This is a genomic window from Pectobacterium hainanensis, assembly GCF_046237015.1.
Lineage (GTDB): Bacteria > Pseudomonadota > Gammaproteobacteria > Enterobacterales > Enterobacteriaceae > JBJYIN01.
Genome location: NZ_JBJYIN010000001.1, coordinates 20302 through 38470, shown reverse-complemented (window position 1 = coordinate 38470; position 18169 = coordinate 20302). Strand labels below are relative to the sequence as shown.

At 46.5% G+C, this 18169-nt stretch carries 23 protein-coding genes; 10 read left to right on the top strand and 13 right to left on the bottom strand.

The window, feature by feature from the left end; translation table 11 throughout:
• Positions 1 to 4: 4 nt before the first annotated feature.
• Positions 5 to 1774 carry a terminase ATPase subunit family protein gene (locus tag ACKPVM_RS00230; RefSeq protein ID WP_409306152.1) on the top strand — a complete coding sequence of 590 codons (1770 nt, stop codon included), beginning with the start codon at positions 5 to 7 and terminating at the stop codon, positions 1772 to 1774.
• The gene (locus tag ACKPVM_RS00225; RefSeq protein ID WP_409306151.1) at positions 1771 to 2799 is read left to right on the top strand and encodes a phage portal protein; all 1029 of its coding nucleotides are present in this window, start codon (positions 1771 to 1773) and stop codon (positions 2797 to 2799) included. Before ACKPVM_RS00230 ends, ACKPVM_RS00225 begins: the two co-directional genes overlap by 4 nt.
• Before the next feature lie 32 nt (positions 2800 to 2831).
• On the opposite strand, the gene ACKPVM_RS00220 is transcribed toward ACKPVM_RS00225, so the two are convergent.
• From ACKPVM_RS00220 to ACKPVM_RS00175, 10 genes are all read right to left on the bottom strand, one after another.
• Positions 2832 to 3572, bottom strand: coding sequence for an HIRAN domain-containing protein (locus tag ACKPVM_RS00220; RefSeq protein WP_409306150.1), 741 nt, complete (start codon positions 3570 to 3572; stop codon positions 2832 to 2834).
• A complete protein-coding gene (locus tag ACKPVM_RS00215) occupies positions 3569 to 4483 on the bottom strand; it encodes a HipA domain-containing protein (RefSeq protein WP_409306149.1) in 915 nt (304 codons plus the stop codon). The genes ACKPVM_RS00220 and ACKPVM_RS00215 overlap by 4 nt, the downstream gene beginning before the upstream one ends.
• 483 nt (positions 4484 to 4966) lie before the next feature.
• Positions 4967 to 5155 carry a hypothetical protein gene (locus tag ACKPVM_RS00210; protein ID WP_039512501.1) on the bottom strand — a complete coding sequence of 63 codons (189 nt, stop codon included), beginning with the start codon at positions 5153 to 5155 and terminating at the stop codon, positions 4967 to 4969.
• Between the two features lie 148 nt (positions 5156 to 5303).
• Positions 5304 to 7604 carry a replication endonuclease gene (locus ACKPVM_RS00205; RefSeq protein ID WP_409306148.1) on the bottom strand — a complete coding sequence of 767 codons (2301 nt, stop codon included), beginning with the start codon at positions 7602 to 7604 and terminating at the stop codon, positions 5304 to 5306.
• A gap of 187 nt (positions 7605 to 7791) precedes the next feature.
• Positions 7792 to 8016, bottom strand: coding sequence for a TraR/DksA family transcriptional regulator (locus ACKPVM_RS00200; RefSeq protein ID WP_409306147.1), 225 nt, complete (start codon positions 8014 to 8016; stop codon positions 7792 to 7794).
• Between the two features lie 3 nt (positions 8017 to 8019).
• Positions 8020 to 8322 (bottom strand): DUF5405 family protein, encoded by a 303-nt coding sequence (locus ACKPVM_RS00195; protein ID WP_409306146.1) that lies wholly within the window; start codon positions 8320 to 8322, stop codon positions 8020 to 8022.
• A complete protein-coding gene (locus ACKPVM_RS00190) occupies positions 8322 to 8564 on the bottom strand; it encodes a DUF2732 family protein (protein ID WP_409306145.1) in 243 nt (80 codons plus the stop codon). Before ACKPVM_RS00190 ends, ACKPVM_RS00195 begins: the two co-directional genes overlap by 1 nt.
• A 68-nt stretch (positions 8565 to 8632) precedes the next feature.
• A complete protein-coding gene (gene repB / locus ACKPVM_RS00185) occupies positions 8633 to 9133 on the bottom strand; it encodes a phage replication protein B (RefSeq protein ID WP_409306144.1) in 501 nt (166 codons plus the stop codon).
• On the bottom strand, positions 9130 to 9306 hold the full coding sequence (locus ACKPVM_RS00180) for a hypothetical protein (RefSeq protein WP_409306143.1): 177 nt from the start codon (positions 9304 to 9306) through the stop codon (positions 9130 to 9132). Before ACKPVM_RS00180 ends, repB begins: the two co-directional genes overlap by 4 nt.
• Positions 9307 to 9342: 36 nt before the next feature.
• On the bottom strand, positions 9343 to 9561 hold the full coding sequence (locus tag ACKPVM_RS00175) for a hypothetical protein (protein WP_409306142.1): 219 nt from the start codon (positions 9559 to 9561) through the stop codon (positions 9343 to 9345).
• On the opposite strand from ACKPVM_RS00175, the gene ACKPVM_RS00170 reads away from it, so the two are divergent.
• Positions 9560 to 10003 carry a hypothetical protein gene (locus ACKPVM_RS00170; protein ID WP_409306141.1) on the top strand — a complete coding sequence of 148 codons (444 nt, stop codon included), beginning with the start codon at positions 9560 to 9562 and terminating at the stop codon, positions 10001 to 10003. The genes ACKPVM_RS00175 and ACKPVM_RS00170 overlap by 2 nt on opposite strands.
• A 12-nt stretch (positions 10004 to 10015) precedes the next feature.
• Here ACKPVM_RS00170 and ACKPVM_RS00165 read toward each other — a convergent pair whose 3' ends face one another.
• Positions 10016 to 10144 carry a hypothetical protein gene (locus tag ACKPVM_RS00165; RefSeq protein WP_409306140.1) on the bottom strand — a complete coding sequence of 43 codons (129 nt, stop codon included), beginning with the start codon at positions 10142 to 10144 and terminating at the stop codon, positions 10016 to 10018.
• A 427-nt stretch (positions 10145 to 10571) separates the two neighbouring features.
• On the opposite strand from ACKPVM_RS00165, the gene ACKPVM_RS00160 reads away from it, so the two are divergent.
• Positions 10572 to 10754: a hypothetical protein gene (locus ACKPVM_RS00160; protein ID WP_409306139.1), complete on the top strand. Its 183-nt coding sequence runs from the start codon at positions 10572 to 10574 to the stop codon at positions 10752 to 10754.
• Between the two features lie 49 nt (positions 10755 to 10803).
• On the opposite strand, the gene ACKPVM_RS00155 is transcribed toward ACKPVM_RS00160, so the two are convergent.
• Both ACKPVM_RS00155 and ACKPVM_RS00150 read right to left on the bottom strand, forming a co-directional pair.
• Positions 10804 to 11313: a phage regulatory CII family protein gene (locus ACKPVM_RS00155; protein ID WP_256711946.1), complete on the bottom strand. Its 510-nt coding sequence runs from the start codon at positions 11311 to 11313 to the stop codon at positions 10804 to 10806.
• A 45-nt stretch (positions 11314 to 11358) separates the two neighbouring features.
• Positions 11359 to 11571, bottom strand: coding sequence for a DNA-binding protein (locus ACKPVM_RS00150; RefSeq protein WP_409306138.1), 213 nt, complete (start codon positions 11569 to 11571; stop codon positions 11359 to 11361).
• A 116-nt stretch (positions 11572 to 11687) separates the two neighbouring features.
• Between ACKPVM_RS00150 and ACKPVM_RS00145 the strand changes: the two genes are divergently transcribed.
• From ACKPVM_RS00145 to ACKPVM_RS00120, 6 genes are all read left to right on the top strand, one after another.
• Positions 11688 to 12275 carry a phage repressor protein CI gene (locus ACKPVM_RS00145; protein WP_409306137.1) on the top strand — a complete coding sequence of 196 codons (588 nt, stop codon included), beginning with the start codon at positions 11688 to 11690 and terminating at the stop codon, positions 12273 to 12275.
• Positions 12276 to 12309: 34 nt separating this feature from the next.
• The gene (locus ACKPVM_RS00140) at positions 12310 to 13797 is read left to right on the top strand and encodes a hypothetical protein (protein ID WP_409306136.1); all 1488 of its coding nucleotides are present in this window, start codon (positions 12310 to 12312) and stop codon (positions 13795 to 13797) included.
• A 45-nt stretch (positions 13798 to 13842) separates the two neighbouring features.
• Positions 13843 to 14730 (top strand): DNA adenine methylase, encoded by an 888-nt coding sequence (locus tag ACKPVM_RS00135; protein WP_409306135.1) that lies wholly within the window; start codon positions 13843 to 13845, stop codon positions 14728 to 14730.
• 94 nt (positions 14731 to 14824) lie between these two features.
• The gene (locus tag ACKPVM_RS00130; protein WP_409306134.1) at positions 14825 to 15835 is read left to right on the top strand and encodes a phage integrase; all 1011 of its coding nucleotides are present in this window, start codon (positions 14825 to 14827) and stop codon (positions 15833 to 15835) included.
• 1 nt (position 15836) lies between these two features.
• Positions 15837 to 16526, top strand: a complete 690-nt coding sequence (locus ACKPVM_RS00125; RefSeq protein WP_409306133.1) for an HNH endonuclease — start codon at positions 15837 to 15839, stop codon at positions 16524 to 16526.
• 377 nt (positions 16527 to 16903) lie between these two features.
• Entirely contained in the window at positions 16904 to 18163 is a 1260-nt protein-coding gene (locus tag ACKPVM_RS00120; protein ID WP_409306132.1) for a tyrosine-type recombinase/integrase, read from the top strand.
• The last annotated feature ends 6 nt before the right edge of the window (positions 18164 to 18169 follow it).

Genomic DNA, 18169 nt, shown 5'->3' with positions numbered 1-18169 from the left:
CGTCATGAATACCGCCATCGATACCACCATCATCAGCGACCCACGACGACAGGCGGCTTTGCTTTACTGGCAGGGCTTTTCAGTACGTCAGATTGGGGAAATGCTGAACCAGAAAACGCCGACCGTTCAGAGCTGGAAGCAGCGCGACGGCTGGGACGCTATCGCCCCGGTATCGCGTGTTGAAGCCAGTCTGGAAGCGCGGCTTATTCAGCTCATCATGAAGACGAAAAAGGAGGGGCATGACTACAAAGAAATCGACCTGTTAGGCCGTCAGATTGAGCGGCTGGCGCGAGTGAACCGCTACAGCCAGACGGGCAACGAGGCCGATCTCAATCCCAATGTGCGCAATCGCAATAAGGGCGAACGCAAGGCACCGGAAAAGAACGCGTTCAGTGATGCAGCCATTGAGAAGCTGAACGACATTTTCCTGAGTGAGATTTTCGAGTACCAGCGCGGCTGGCATCAGGCCGGGCTACAGCACCGTATCCGCAATATCCTGAAATCGCGCCAGATTGGGGCAACGTTCTATTTTGCGCGGGAGGCGCTGATTGATGCGCTGACCACCGGGCGTAATCAGATTTTCCTGTCCGCGAGTAAGGCTCAGGCACACGTCTTTAAAAACTACATCATCGACTTTGCGCGACTGGTTGACGTTGACCTGAAAGGCGACCCAATGGTGCTCCCCAACGGGGCGCGCCTGTTCTTCCTCGGCACCAACATCCGTACCGCGCAGAGCTACACCGGAAACCTGTATCTGGATGAATATTTCTGGATACCTAAATTTCAGGAGCTGCGCAAGGTTGCCAGCGGCATGTCATTGCACAAGAAATGGCGCAGCACGTATTTCTCCACGCCGTCGAGTCTGGCGCACAGCGCCTATCCGTTCTGGTCGGGTGAGCTGTTCAACAAGGGGCGCGGCAACAAGGATGATCACATCCATCTGGATTTAAGCCACGCGAACCTGTCCGGCGGTGCGCTGTGCGGCGATGGTCAGTGGCGGCAGATTGTGACGGTAGAAGATGCGCTGGCCGGGGGCTGTAACCTGTTCGACCTTGACCAACTCACGCTGGAATACAGCCCGGCAGAATATCAGAACCTACTGATGTGCGAGTTTGTCGATGATAAGGCGTCGGTGTTCCCGTTTGAGGAATTACAGCGCTGTATGGTCGATGCGTTGGAGGAGTGGGAGGATTTTAACCCCTACGCGCTGCGCCCGTTTGCCTATAAACCCGTCTGGATTGGTTACGACCCGTCACACACGGGAGACAGCGCGGGCTGTGTGGTGCTGGCACCGCCGCAGGCTCCGGGCGGTAAGTTCCGCATTCTGGAGCGCTTCCAGTGGAAGGGCATGGACTTTGCCGCGCAGGCCGACGCTATCAAGCTGCTGACGGAAAAATACATCGTCGAATACATCGGCATTGATGCAACGGGTATCGGTCAGGGTGTTTACCAGCTTGTGCGCGGCTTCTTCCCAGCCGCACGCGAAATCAAATATTCCCCGGAAATCAAAACCGCGATGGTGCTCAAGGCAAAAGACACGATCACCAGCGGGCGACTGGAGTACGACACCAGCCACACCGACATCACTCAATCGTTCATGGCCATACGCAAAACCATGACGGCCAGCGGTAACCGTACCACCTATGAAGCCAGCCGCAGCGAGGAAATCAGCCACGCCGATGTGGCATGGGCAACCATGCACGCGCTGTTAAACGAACCCCTGACCGCGATTAACGGTCATGTCCCTGTCAGCATTTTGGATTTTAACGAATGAAAAAGCGTAAATATCGTAAATCACAAGCGGCACCCGTCAGCCAGGCACAGCCGATAGAGGCATTCACTTTTGGTGAACCGTCCGCCGTTCTGGATCGCCGCGACATTCTGGATTACGCCGAGTGTATTCATAATGGCAAATGGATTGAGCCGCCGATCAGCTTTAGCGGGCTGGCTAAAAGCCTACGGGCAGCGGTACATCACAGCTCACCGATCTACGTGAAGCGTAACATTCTGGTGAGCACGTTTATCCCGCACCCGCTATTGAGCCAGCAGGATTTTAGCCGCTTTGCGCTGGATTATTTGGTGTTTGGTAATGCGTTTCTGGAGAAGCGGCTGAACCGAGTAGGGGGCTTATTACGGCTGGAGTCCAGCCCGGCCAAATATACCCGGCGCGGCGTAGAGGAGGATGTTTACTGGTTCGTACAGTCATTCAAAGAGCCGCACCGCTTTGAGCCGGGTAGCGTGTTCCATCTGCTGGAACCGGATATCAATCAGGAAATGTACGGCCTGCCGGAATATATCAGCTCATTAAACTCGGCATGGCTGAATGAGTCGGCGACGCTGTTCCGGCGCAAGTATTATCAGAACGGTGCGCACGCGGGTTACATCATGTATGTGACTGATGCTGCGCAGAGCGGTACCGACGTAGACAAACTGCGCGCCGCAATGAGTAATACAAAGGGGCTGGGGAACTTTAAGAACCTGTTTTTCTATGCCCCCAACGGCAAGCCAGATGGCATTAAGATCGTGCCGCTTAGCGAGGTGGCGACAAAAGACGACTTCTTTAACATCAAAAACGCCAGCCGTGACGATCTGCTCAGCGCCCACAGAGTACCGCCGCAGATGATGGGGATTATCCCGAATAATACGGGCGGCTTCGGGGATGTGGAAAAGGCAAGTCAGGTGTTTGTCAGGAACGAGTTGACGCCACTACAGGAACGAATCAAAGAGGTGAATGAGTGGGTCGGCATTGAGGTAATCACCTTTAAGCCTTATACATTGGGGACTAAACCTGATTATTGATGAAAAGCCACCACCTTGGTGGCTTTTCATGTTCATTCAATAGCTTCAAACTCATCTTGAGGAATCAAAGATGACTTACAGGCTGAATCAAGCGTACCAGATAATTTGCATAATAACCGGTAGTTATGCGGTGCATCATCGCTAATTTTTTCTACTGTTAGTGTCACTGACTTGGGGTCATTTAGCAGCATTTTTTTGACGTCATTACTCAAATATCGTGGACAATAGCCAATAATCTCTGCTGGCTTATCAGCCCGGACAACGACAGCATCACCATCATATGCATTTTGAATGTCTAAACAGAGGCGTAAAACTTGCCCCGATTGAAGCTCTGACACTCGATCATTAGCCATTGAGTTCAAGTAACTTAGCCCATGTAAAAAGAAGAAATGTTCAAATTTTCCATTTGAATCAATTTCAATCTTTTTAAAAACTTGCAGTTGATCTGTGCTCCGTAATCCACCAGAACGAGCCAAAATATCGATTGGATTTACACATTCATCTTCAAATCCTAACCATTTGATAAAACGAGGATATTCTGGACGCTTTGGTGACAAAAGGCGGTTTTTGAATAAAGGGAAAAGCTCTTCTGATACATAAGTTTCACGAACATCAGTCATGCCGCTAAACTTCGTGAATTTAGAAGATTTGAGAGCTCCCTTGGTGTACTTGAAAACATACCCCGAATTGCGCTCTTGCAAATTGCCGACGACATGCCAATCTCGGGTATCCGGTGCCTGCCATGCAACGTAAACGGAGTTTAAGTTATTCATTTTAATAGCCTTTTTCTATTTTCCAATACCATAAGCGCTGCAAACCTTCGTGCGCTGTCGGAAATACACGATGCAGGCACTTGGTTAAACACGTCTGTAATGGAATCTTCTGTTAAAGCGCTCAGCTTACCCAGCCAATGGTTGCGAGCTGCGCTTCTACCCTCGACTGCATATTGGAATGCTTCAACAGTGGGCAAGGGTTTTTTATCTGTTTTTGCTTTAAACAATTCTGAACGAGCTTTATTTACAAAGCACGGGATTTGACGATTTGTATCTTTAGTCGTAAGTCGTTCATTACGCTCATCATCTAACATCTCCCTTCCTAAACTGGCGGCATGATCATATGTTGGACATAAAAACTGCTCGCCAGTTTCATTATTAAGCATGATAGCCCAGTTTTCATGATGGCGATCTTGATTGCTAATCAGTGCATCAAGCATCAAATATCCGCAGAACACATCAGCGGCATTCAATCCGCTCATTTCATAATCACTTGGCGGTGGTTGGATTGATTCTTTATCCAAGCACCCTAAAACCCTTGTTACCGTGTGCTCCCTAACCCTTACAGATTTTTCTCCTGGCTGTAATGGTTGCGGATAATCTGCCGTTGAGCTATGTAATACTTCGTTACCCATAACCATCCTAAACCCCGCAGGGATCAGGTTCTGAGTAACTACGCCAAATTTACCATTATACTTAGCTAACTCATAGCTAGCATGCGGGATATTGAGTAAATGGCATAGCTCTGCAGCACATTTTTCAGACCAGTGTTCACCGGTACCCAGCCTAGAGTACTTGAACAACTGTAAAGTTGTGGTGTCATGTGAATAATAAAACCAAAACTTTTCTTTAGTTCCTAGCTGCTCCAGATCGTTAGCAACGGGGCTAAGCACCACCAGTTGAAAAGGCATGTGATGCTCCTTGTTTGGCTAATTATTTGTATTGATGGTGCCATTTTATCCAAACATAGCCAAAAACTCTAAGGGTTATTAGATATTAGAATGATACTGTATTTTTGTCCAGTTAAAGCGCATGGCATAGCACTCATGACGATCAGTCCAATGCTACATGACTGTCACCGCTGAAGCTAACTTCCTCTAGACAATCGACTGCATCAACAAGTTATAGAAGCTCTTATTAATCAAATTTTATGGACATAAGAGCGAAATATAATATCAGCCTGAAACTGACTACTAGGTATAGAATCACGTCCACATTCCCTCGCGCGCAATGCTATCCCCGCCACGCCTGCCCGCTTTGTGTGTCGCTTTTCATGCACCTGCACGATCCAGCGCGATCCATGTAGGGCAGGGCGTCATAAGGTTTTTGGGTTAAGGGATCCAGCATGCAAATTCATGCACATCCATGCGATGAGCACGACATACTTTATAGCGTTAATTTTTAGTGTCGTAAACAGTAGTTGGACTCACCAGGCCATGTGTTTTTAGTTCGACCTCAACCAGGTGGGATATGGTAGCTAACGCTGTCTGTAGGTCTTTCTTATCGCAATCAGCTACTAACGCTATCTCAGCGATAAATTGCACACGAGAAAGTGCAAGCTGTGCGTTTTCTAAGGTTTCCATACTATTCCTTTTCACTGTTCTTATATACAGTATTTTTCAAAATGAAACGGCAGTCAATAAATTATTCAACGTGTTGTAAATTAAAGATTAAACTGTTTTATTGGTGATTCTGATACATCAGCGTAGTGCTAATAGCCTGGTATCCAAGCTATTCCAGGAAACTCTCACTAAATCCCGACCACTCGTCAGCCTCCGGGTATGAGATAAGTTCACCGTCAATCTTCATCTTTGCGCCACGCGCCAGCGCTTCCAGTTCCCAGCGTTGAGCGGTGATACCGCGTTGGAGTAAATCACGCTGAATACGAGGTATCCGCTTCCGTTCTTCGCCCGTTAATCTGGCCGACGGTGACGGATCTCGGAGGCTATTGGGGTTAAAGTCGCGTTGCTTATGGTTTTTCCTGACGGATTGCTCACGTAGACGCATTCCTAGCGCCCTCACAGCCGCGTCGTCACTCCAGTCAATCGCTGGGTTATCGGTTTCTAATGTCGTTGCTATGCCGCTGTTTTCGGCCTGCTTTTTGACATTAGCGCCCGACCGTTGAGAACCCAACCCACAGTTATTGACAGGACTCCGAGGCGCGCCGGAGGCGCTTTTTAAAGTCAAAGGCTCAAGGTCAACGGCTTTAGAAACGATGCGCCATTCGGTTGTACGGGTTTCAAAAACATGACCTTCGCCCAAGTGTGGGGCGAAAATCCCGACCACCTTTTGCACTTCTTCGTCATACTCGTTGAGCTTGTCCGATACCCGGCGTGCAACACGCACCGTTTGCAGTTCGCGGGAAACATTCGCGCCACCCTGTGCGGCCATGTAGGCGTCAAATTTGCCCGCGTCAGCAGCACAGCGAACCGCCTCGACCTGTTCGTCGAATTGGTCAGTAAGATTGACGCTACGTAACGTGCCGCTTCGGCACTCGCGGTAAGCGCCCATGGTGGGGATACCGATAGCTTTAAATTGAGGGATGCGCCACGTTGACGCCCACGCGGTGACGGCGGAGGCCATATCACGTAGCGGTTTTCCGGTGTCTTTGTCGATCTCACCATCGAGCGCGTAGCCATCGATATTTTTGGCGATGTACTTAGCGATATAGCCAGCAGCACCGCCTTTATTGAGGTGTTTACATTCAAAGCGGTATGTTGCTGCGCCGCGTTCGTTGCCGTCTTCTTTCAGGGCATAACGGCGCATAATATCGATGACTGACTGACGATGCGCGCGCTTGCAAAACAACATCATGTGCCAGTGAGGTGTTCCGTCGTGATGTGGTTCGACAACGCGCATCCCGTACACCTTCAGGTTGTTGTCCTTAAAAGCTGTGCGCATCTTGCCCCATATCTTCACTAGATAGCGCTGGCCGTCTTTCGGCGTAAAGGCTTCATTGTCCCAGCTTCGGTTAAACTGGACTTTCTCATTAGCGCTGCCCTTGCCGATCACACGGGTAGGGTGATACTTCGACGGCGTGGTTATAGTGATAAACATCCCGACTTCTCGCTGTTCGCTGGCGTAACGCTCAATCCCGGCGATAGTGCTCATCAGCTCCATACGGCGAATTTCTGGGTTGGAAATACTTGCCATCACTTTGTCGATCAGGTCGATACGTTCACCTGTTGCGACGTTCTCCAGCTCACAGTTTTTCAGGTAATCCATATTGGCGAGGCGACGCGCCTGTACATCGCGGATCGCCATCTTGCTGGCATAGGGGGACGCCTTTTTACTTACCTGACCGACGGCAATATTCAGCGCCTCACGCCAGCGGGTACGCTGGGCTTTAAGCTGGCGAGTCCACCATTCTTCATTAATCAGACGGGAAACGCTGGCTATTGCCTTACGTATATCCAGCGTGCCTTTGCGGTAGTTCTTCCAGAAAAGCGGGGTGATATTGAACGCACGCGCCATGCTGGCAACATGGCCGAAAAGCTCGGCCTGTGCCTCGTCGGTAAAGAGTGCATCAGGCTGGCCGCCGCGCTCCGCTTTCATGGCATCGCTCATTTCCTCATACGCAGAAAATATCTGGCCGGAAATACGCGCAGCCAGACGCCCCAGCGCTTTGTCATTCATGCCGGGTAGCGTTTGATAGGCGTCAGATTCAGACAGGAAACGCTCGGAGGCGTGGCGATTCATGGCATGGCGGGTATTGATTGCCTCAATACGCGGCCACATGCGCTGCATAAAGCTGTTAATCAGAAAACGATGGGCGCTGAGCTGGCCTTTATTCTTTTGCAGGTAAACGTAGCGACTCAGGCAGATTTCGCGCAGGAAGTGCGGTTGCTGGTTAATTTTCGCTAAAACGGCTTGCCCCTGAGTCCATTCCTCACGGGTAAGCTGCCTTTCTTCTGGTACGATGGCCGGGCGCGGGGCGTTCCACGGATACGCACCCACGAACGCCTCGCGGGTGCTGCCGGGGAAAGGTGGCGGTGGGGTGGGAGCGGAGCGCCCCCGGTGGGTTCGATTCATAGCGTAGCGCCGGAGCAAGCTCCCCGGAGGTCAGTTGTATTTTCTCTTAAACTGGTTGCTCGGTACTGCTTGCCACTTTTCAACGTGACAAAAAAACATCCATCCTCAACGACAGAAGGGAAGTAAAAAGCAACGTCATCACAGGGGACAGTGATGTGCCTTTTTCCAGAAACGAAAGAAAGCGAGGTCATAACCCACCTCGATAATGCTTACTTTTCAGTTCGTGGATACCCTGGCAGGACGCACAACGTGTCACGCCATCAATTGCAGCGCGGCGCGCTTCAGGGATGGGGTGAGCGCAGTCTTCGCACTCAAAGGCAGAAACGCCGCGTTGGACGTTCCGGGCGTTGGCGATCTGGTGCTCTAACATGTCCTGTTGGCGTTGCTGCACCAAGTCCATTGAATCAGGCATGATTTACTCCGCTGAGTTATTCAGTTGGTCAAAGGCTTTCTGGCACAAATCGGCCAGTCGTTTGGATTCAGTCAGCAGGCTTTTGGCGTCAGTAACTTTTTCCATCCAAATAGCCGAGCTAACACCGCGATGAATGAAATCATTGATTAATTTGATTGGTGTTTGATAAACAGCCAGCGTAGATAAATACGGCTGGTCGCCGTCTTCTTTCCCACATTTAATTTCGCCCAGCGCAAAGTCATAGCCGACTTTCACGATTGCATAATTACCGTTGATATCGATGCGGTTATAAGCGGGGTTTTCCATTACATCACCGCCTTAATATATGCACCGGAATGATTAAGGGCTTCGGATTCCTGCCGCAATAATTCGATGATTTCCACGCTACTTAATTCATTGATAGCGGCATGGGTTGCCAGCTTATCCAGACGAGAAGAAAATGACGTGTGCGCATCGGCTTTCGCTTCTTTGCGTGCCTGAGAAAGCATTAATTGAATGCCCTCGTTTTCTGCTTTGCGGTGCATCGCCTGACCGACTGTTTTATACATGTGCATATAATCCTCAGATAATGGGAGTCCCGACGCGGTTAAGCGCCTAATTAATTTCAGGTGGTTATTTAATTCAGATATTCTTCGGGTTTAATTGCCGTGAGAATATCGGGGGCAGCATCAAATAAACTCACCAGTTCATTTAATGCGCGTAATAGTGGTTTACGCCATTGGCATGATTCATCTTCAATACGCCAATAAGGTTGATTAAATTCTTTTTCAGTTAACCCCGCGTGCAAAAATAGGGTTTTTCTCTCGCCAACATTTAACCAGCTCAGAAACGTTGACGTATTCACGCCCCGATTACGTCCTCTTGAGAAAGCCCGGCGCAGTTCATCAATGGCGCAGACAACCCGTTCCCGTTCTGCGGTTGGCATTTCCTCCAGACGGTAAACAGTCTGACCCTTTTTCATCTGTGCATGAAAGCAGATGGTCAAACGGTCGCGCTCATGCAGGCTGTTGTAATACGCACAGGTTTCACGCCAGCGGCTATCAGCAAAGTGCTTGCCGATCACGTTGCGCAGCCCGGCGGGTAAGTTCTGCATACTGCTAACGGTGAATGCTGTCATGCTTTCCCCCGTATAACTAATTTGATAGAACGGATAACCCGCTGGGTGCGACTCACCGGACGAGTACGAATGATGATCCCCTTACGGCCTTTGCCATGGGTGATGGTGAAATCAGGCCGTTGTTCCTCCTGCTGATACCAGAGGAACGACGCGATTGAGATCGGTTGTTCCATATAGTCCTCACAAATAAGATAGGAATAGAGTTGGTTTTACGCTCTGTTTGCAACTTCTGATGCTGCTATGCTAAGCGCGTCGGTTAGCGCTTCGGCTAAAATCACCGGGTCAACTCCTGGTAGCTTAGAATCCCAGTAAGCCCGGCTTCTAACCCAGTCCATCGAGCCATGTATTTGCATCTTGATAACCTTGGTTAGTTCATCTATTAGCTCGGCTTTGGCCTTGCTTGTTTCATAGGGAGTTTGAATTGTCATGTCAGCCTCAAATATTGAAAAATTTAATGAAATCACAGCAGTAGCTTTTTCTATCCTTTACCGTGAGTTTCCTCTGCCTACGGTAATAAAAATCAAAGACCTCATTGGTGATGCTGAGGTTTTTGTTGAAGATCCACGCTTCGGGATGCGCCCGACACCGGAAAATGAATTTGCCTATGCCTGTATGGATTGGCTTGTCGGCGCTGGCTACATCACTGGAAAAACAAAACCGGCGAATTTCCAAACGATTCCTGATTGCGTTCTAACAGCCAAAGGCTTAGAGGTACTAAAAGCTATCCCCGATGCATTACAAGAACCCTTGGGTGATCGTCTCCTTGATGCGACTAAAAGTGGTGGAAAAGAAATGGCTAAGACGGTCGTTAACCAAATATTAAGCACTGGCGTTAGCCTGGCACTTAAATCCGTTGGTTTGTCCGACTGAGTCTTTAAGCCATCACCCAACATTCAGAAACGTCCCGATCCCGCTTAGCGCCTCTACGGCGGAGGCCATCGCGGGATTGGCTTGTATTATCAGTCCCGGTGAAGGCGACTGACTTGTGAGTAAACGAGCAATAGAAATCATTGATTTCCTCCTTCCTATTGGTAACCGCCCACGGATAGACGGTTGCGAATAGGTGCCGGGTTTTAGCCATGCCCGGCGCATGGTGTTGTGGTAGGATCGAATCGCCAAAAACAATCAACCACGTTTTATGCTGATGACTTTCAAAGGAAATGAAGGACTAGAGGCGTTAACGCAGTTCGCATCTTTAGTCGCAACAACGGAAGAGTTCGCAATCACTGCGTCTTTCATCCAATCTAAAATTTCAAGGGCGATTCTCGTATCTCCCCCTTTGAACGCATCTAATAAATTGTTTGCGGCACAATGTATTAATTCGGAATATTTCTGACTTTCAGAAGGATCGTTAAATATGTGCATAAATATTGTTATCTCTTATAAAAGCCGCTCAGAATGGAATTGACGGATTGTTGATAAAAGTGGCAACACTGTTGTGAATAGCCCCCGTATTTTTGAAAACCGCCCGCTTTGTATCGAAGATGCTGAGAGGTTTTTGTCTTTAATTGATGACGCCAAGTTCTATGATGATGCAGGGGTTCCAATCGACCAGATGCATTTAAGTGACAGTGGTCGCACTCAACGCGGCACGCTTATAAAAACTCACCCAGCTCATTAATTTTTAAATGCTATCGGGCTATTACATATAGTTCGGTAGCTATTCCACATCACCCAACATTCAAAGATGCACCGATCCCGCTCAGTGCATCTACGGTGGAAGCCATTGCGGGATTGGCTTGTATTCTGGTTTGCAGCGTCAACCCGACTAACGACAGATAGCGAATGCCGGAATTAATGCTTTCCATAAAAGAATTTCGCCGTGTTTGACTCATTCGCTCGGTAGAGAGGCTTTCTGCAGCGACAGTGCCCACGGCGGCGGTGGCCTGCAATACATACGTGGTTAGCCGTTCTGCTTTCGCTTCGTTGACGGGAACGGCAGGCAAGCAATTAAGCTGTGCCAGTAGGCCGTCGATCAGCGTTGAATCCTCAGAGGCATCCGTGATGGTCAACAGGTCATCGCACGTTAAGCGATGAGGCTGTTCTGGGTTCAGCTTGTTGCGCAGCATCTGCGGGTTCATACCTACCATTTCTGCCAGTTCAACCAGGTTGTGCCTGGTGGCAAATGCGCGACACGCATTGGCATAGTGCGGGTGTTTTGCGATTTGGTAATCAAACATGGTCAAATCCCTATTGAAATCGATAATAAATTCACAAATTTGAATTTACGCACTAAGCCGTGCTTCCCATTCGGCTTCTTTTGTTAGCGCCAGGAGGTTAATCATGGTTCGCTCGTTTTTCGCGGTTTTAGCCCGGATAGGCAGCTTTCCCAGGTGTACCCATTGGTAGCAGGTCGCTATTGGTAATCCGCTGATGCGAGAAAACTCTTTTAATGTGACATATGGTGTAGCCAGAGTGATTGAAAGTGGCGTTTTCATAAGGCATTCTGTTCTGTTAGTTAAGTAATGTTGTAGATAGCTTGTTTTTTCATAATTGCCACTTAGGCTAATCTCAGCATTTCATATTGTCAACTTTATCCTAAGGTTTTTGTGAAATGAAACTCCAGGGCGGTGAAGCCGCTGTACAGCGCTTGATGCAGGCATATGGGTTCAAAATGAAGAAGGAATTGAGCGACCACTTCGGTGCTGGGACAGGAACTATCAGCACCTGGGTTAAGCGCGACTATTTTCCTGGTGAAGCTGTTGTGCGCTGTGCTTTAGAGACTGGAGCTTCGCTAACATGGTTAGCAACGGGTGAAGGCGAAATGTTTCAAGATCTTGCAAAGCCCGCCGAAAGTGCTATTAATAGTGCCTGCATCTCTTTGAAAAAGATCAGGATTGTCGGCGGGAGATTGCAAGACGCCGGAACATGGAGCGTTGATAGCACATTGCTTGATGATTCTGTATCCGAACCCGCTTTCATAGAGAAGGGCAACAATGCCTGGATCGCCGATATGTCTGTGACTCAAGTCAGCAATGGCCGCTGGTTGTTAGATATTGATGGCGATGTGGATGTGTACGACGTAGCCCGCATCCCAGGTAACCGTATTCAGGTATCCGGTAACGCAACTAAATTCGAGTGCTCTATTGATGATGTTAAGGGCGTTGGGATGGTTGTTATTACAATCGGGCATAATTGTTAGCTTTACACAGCATATATAATATTAAGAGGAATTCATGGAAACGAAAATAATTAATGCCCTTGATTTATATTTAGACTCTGAAAACCCACGGCATGATTATCTTGATGAGCAAAATGATATTATTAAAAGACTTATCAAATTTGAGAAAGTTAAAGATCTTGCCAAAGATATATGTGATATGAATAGCACTAGCCCATTTGATAGAATGGGCGTTGTTTTAGATGAGAGAGGAAATTTTATTGTTGTTGAAGGTAATCGTAGAGCTTGTGCTCTTAAATTACTTAAAGACCCCACTCTTGCACCATCTGAAGATAGAGATTTTTTTATTAAAAAATCGAAACTATGTGATGAATCAATATTTGATATTGAATGTGTACTCTTTAGTGATAGAGAAAGCGCTAATCCATGGCTTGCGCGCAGACACAATGGTGAACAAAATGGTGTCGGTTTGAAATCATGGGATGCACCACAAAAAGCACGATTTTTTGACTATAATAATAATGCATTAGCTCTAAGTATTTTAGATTATGCGAATAAATATGGATTTATTACTGAGGAAGAGAAGCAGGATAAAGTATTAACAACGGCTTCTCGATTTTTGGGTAATCCATATTTCAGGACAACGATTGGAGTAGTAACTGGTCGATCTGAGTCAGATGTAAAAATTGATGTTACATTTGAAGATTTTGACAGGGTAATCTCAAGATTTTGTAGAGATCTTTTATCTACTAATGAAAATAAAGTCGTTCACTCTAGAACAAGGAAAATTGACTGGGAGAACTACGCTAAGAGATTAGTTAGTGAAGGAGTCGCGCCTGTACACCATTCGCGTGAGATTATATCTATAAAAGATAAGGAAGAATATTTTAAAAGAAAAAACGCTACGGGCTCTGAAGAAGAGGTAGCTACAGGTGGTAATACCGAAGGATATAAACCAACAGAAAACCTTGGAAGCTATCAGCCGACAGATGGTAACGGGGCACCTGAAGAGCTTGATTTAAATACATCAGATACAGGCTCAAAGGGTGGTTCGACTACCGGGGGTAGAGATAATCAGAGTCCAGATAAAAGAGAGTGTATTATTCCATCGTCTTTTAAAGTAAAAATAAAAAATAATATTTTTAAGAGAATTTATGATGAAGTGAAAAGAGTCAATTGTAATATGTATACACTTTCAGCGACTCTTACATGTCGGGTTTTTCTCGAAAATGCCTATCATGAGTATTATGAACATGTTTATGGGAATTATCCATCTGGAATGGAAACACATAGAATTCTTGGTAAAATTGTAGATTTTCTCGAAAAAGGTGAGAAAATATCTAGGCAATTAACAAAGAAAGAAAAATCTAGCCTATCAGCTCTTAAAAAAGTTCAGTCTAATGAAAATAGTTATCTTTCACCAAAAAGTTTAGGTGCTAATGCACATGGTGCTATTTATCCATCAGATATAGCTATTAAAAGAGAATGGGATAATATTAACGATATTATCTTGTTTATAATGAAAGAGTTGGAACAAAGATAAATTAGTGTATAATGTGATTTTTTAGTATGATTTTAGGAAGAAGATATGTCACAGACTCCATCTCCGTTAAGATATCCAGGTGGAAAAACAGCCATAATTAAAATGATTCATAAAATCATTTATGATAATGGTTTACAGCGCTGTGGTTACTCGGAACCTTATGCTGGAGGGTGCGGATTAGCACTCTCTTTATTATTTAAGGGGTATGTTCATAAGCTCAACTTAAACGACTATGACCGTTCTATCTGGGCATTTTGGCATTCAATTCTTCATGATACAGAGCGATTTGTAAAAAAAATAATAGATACAGAAGTAACATTAGATGAATGGTATAAGCAAAGGGAAATACAAAAGAATAAAAACCAAGCTGAATCGTTTGAACTAGGGTTCTCTACATTTTTTATGAATAGAACAAACCGTTCTGGAATAATACTGAAAGCTGGTGTCATTGGCGGATTTCATCAGTCTGGTAAATATAAAATAGACTGTAGATTTACTAAAAAAAATCTAATAGATAAAATTAATAGAATATCATTATATAAAAATAAAATATCTATTCATAATTTAGATGCAGTTGATTTTTTGAAAAAAATAGATGAAGAAGAAAGTAAAAATAACTTATTTTTTATTGATCCTCCTTATTTTGTTAAAGGTTCTACGTTATATACAAATTTTTACGAGAAAGAAGATCACCGTATCTTATACAATGAAATAATCAAGTTAAAGTCGCCATGGTTATTAACATATGATAATGCGCCAGAGATAAAAGAGTTATATGAGTCATTGATTCAGTATACATTCTCATTGAAATATAGTGCGGCTGATAAAAAAATAGGCACGGAGTTATTAATTCCTTCAGCAGATTTACATATAGATCACTCTGAATTAGGAATACATAAAATTAATTCAATTGATTTGTTGTGCACTGCCTAAGAATTCTTGGAATATATATCTTTCAAATACAAACATTGATAACTGTATTTATATACAGTAAAACTATCCCATTTTTGATAACGAGATAGGATCAATGGCCGTAAGGAAGTTACCCACCGGAAAGTGGTTGAGTGAAACATACCCAGAAGGGCGCGCCGGAAAACGTGTGCGTAAGCAGTTCGTCAGTAAAGGCGAGGCGCTGTCTTACGAGCGCCAGCTCAAGTTTGCGGGGATATCGATTGATACATCTGCGGCAGAAGATGCCGGGCAAAGCCTATCCGAGCTGGTTCAACGCTGGTTCGATATGCACGGCCGTTCTCTGGCTGATGGGGAAGGGCGGTTACGCAAATTAGAGCTGCTTTGTACCAACTTGGGTAATCCGATCGCTAGCCTGTTTACGAAAGCGGATTTTGCTGAATACCGTAAGCAGCGGTTAAGCGGTAAGTTTGGGCGTTTCGATAAGCCAGTGAAGGAATCGACCATCAACCGTGAGCATTCATACTTAAGCGCGGTTTTTAATGAGTTAAAACGCCTGGGCGAGTGGCAAGGGGATAACCCGCTGGATGGGATCCGCCAGTATAAGGAAAGTGACAGCGAGTTAGCCTTTTTGTATCACGATGATATTCGCCTCATCCTTAACGAGTGTGATGCTTCCAGTAATCCCGATCTCGGCAGTGTTGTGCGGATTTGTTTAGCAACGGGTGCCAGGTGGAGTGAAGCCCAGGAGCTAAAGCAATCACAGCTTGTGCCGTACCGTGTGACCTACATTAATACCAAAGGGAAACGTAACCGCACAGTGCCGATCTCTCCGGAACTGTATCAGCGATTACCGCGCCGCCGTGGCCAATTGTTCAGCCCTTGCTATGATGCTTTCCGCCAGGCGCTAAAACGCGCCAAAATTGATTTACCGGAAGGGCAACTAACGCACGTTCTACGGCATACCTTCGCCAGCCATTTTATGATGAATGGTGGTAATATCCTGGTGCTAAAAGATATTCTCGGCCACACCTCGATCCAGATGACGATGCGTTATGCACACTTTGCCCCCGATTACCTGGATGCGGCCGTAACGTTGAATCCGTATGACAGATTGGAAATGGTGTGAAATGGAAAAGCAGCAGAATACAGGTTGGAGTGATGAAGAGTTAAGGGCGTCAGTTGAAGCCTATGTCGAAATGAAGCGGTTTCACCTGGCCGGGCAGACGTTCACTAAGAAAAACTTTTACGACTCACTGGCCGCACGTTTTCCTCGTACCGCTAAATCCTTTGAATTTAGGATGCAAAACATTTCATTTGTTTATCAAGAAATGGGGCGTGACTGGTTGCCAGGTTTAACGCCAGCAACTAACGTCGGCGCTAAAATATTCCCTCGTCTTAAACAGTTTATTGATGAGCTTGATCCGATTGGGGAACTGACTGAAAAACAGTTTGAAGCCCAGGTTAGCGCACTACGCAAAACAGGAGTTAAGGATAAGCCTTCAGGCAACAGCCACCCACCTAAGAAGACAACACAAGCAACTTCAGTGGTACGCGATCCGGAAGTGAAAGCCTACGTCCTCCAGGAAGCGAAAGGCGTGTGCGAATGTTGCCGTAACCCAGCCCCTTTTATGCAAGCTGATGGATTACCCTTCCTTGAGGTACATCACCTTAAGTACCTGGCAAACGGCGGTTCGGATACTGTTGAAAATGCCGCTGCACTTTGCCCGAACTGCCACAGAGCAATGCACTACGCAGTGAATAAAAATGCGCTACTTGAAAAACTATACCTAACCATTCCTCGACTCGTTAAGGAATGAAAAACGCCACTGTCAAAGTGGCGGCAGAATGGTAACTAAGGAAAATAAACAGCACTAACCAGAAACGGGAATCACATGAGTAACAGTAACTTATTGTTTTCATTACTCCCTTACAGGTTTTTAAAATCCCTCGGCGTACGCGCTGTGCGGGTTCAAGTCCCGCCCCGGGCACCATTGATAAATCAATAGACGTCAACCGACGTCTATTTTTTTGCCTAAAACCCACGGTTTTACTAGCTTTTCCTTCATTCCATACTCTCCCAACGTCAACACAATTCAACTGACATCAACTTGCTTGTGCGGGTACAATTGCGGGTATACTTCAGTATGGTAAATCCTTGTACCCTCAATAACGCATTTATTGAAGGAAAAGCATTATGGCACTGACGGATATCAAGGTACGTTCAGCAAAACCGGAAGAGAAGCCTTATAAACTTACCGATGGAAACGGTATGTTTCTTTTGGTCCATACCAATGGGTCTAAATATTGGCGCTTACGCTATCGTTCGGATGGCAAAGAAAAGACGTTGGCGCTAGGTGTCTACCCCGAAGTTTCCCTTTCTGAAGCGCGTCAGAAACGCGATGAGGCGCGAAAACTTATTGCTGCTGGCGTTGATCCTAACGAGCATAAAAAAGCAGTCAAAACTCAACAACAGGATGATGCGCAAACTTTCGAAGTTGTAGCCCGCGCCTGGCACGCCGACAACAAGAAATGGTCTGAATCCCATGGCGAGCGTATCCTGAAAAGCCTGAGCGACAATATTTTCCCCGCTATTGGTAGCAAACACATCTCAGATCTGAAAACACGCGATTTGCTGACACCGATTAAAAGTGTCGAACGCTCTGGGCGCTTAGAAGTGGCTAAACGCCTAAAACAACGCGTGACTGCCATTATGACCTATGCCGTACAAAACGGCTTGATTGACTATAATCCGGCGCAGGATATGGCAGGGGCGATAATGCCTGGTAAAGTTGAACACCGCCCGGCATTAGCACTTGAACGCTTGCCTGAACTTCTTGGCCGGATTGACAGTTACAAAGGTCGTGAATTCACCAAATGGGTTATTAATCTCTCCCTGCTAATTTTTATCCGATCCAGTGAACTCCGTTTTGCCCGCTGGCCGGAAATCGACTTTGAACGCGCTTTGTGGACGATCCCTCCAGAACGTGAACCGATTCCTGGAGTGAAATTCTCCGAACGCGGTTCAAAAATGCACACACCACATCTTGTTCCGCTGAGCCGTCAGGCACTTGAGATCCTTAAAAAGATCAGAGAGGTGAGTGGGCATTGTGAACTGGTTTTCATTGGCGACCATTCGTCACGAAAACCCGTTAGTGAAGGCACAGTAAATAAAGCACTGCAAACCATGGGCTATGACACTAAAACGGAAGTGTGTGGTCATGGTTTTCGCACCATGGCTTGTAGTTCGTTAATTGAATCGGGGTTATGGTCGAGGGATGCGGTAGAGCGACAGATGAGCCACCAGGAACGTAACGGTGTTCGTGCTGCGTACATTCATAAGGCGGAACATTTGGATGAGCGTCGGTTGATGTTGCAGTGGTGGGCGAATTTTCTCGATGCGAACCGGGAGAAGGGGGTTAGTCCGTTTGATTTTGGGAAGTTGACTGTGGATTAATATATG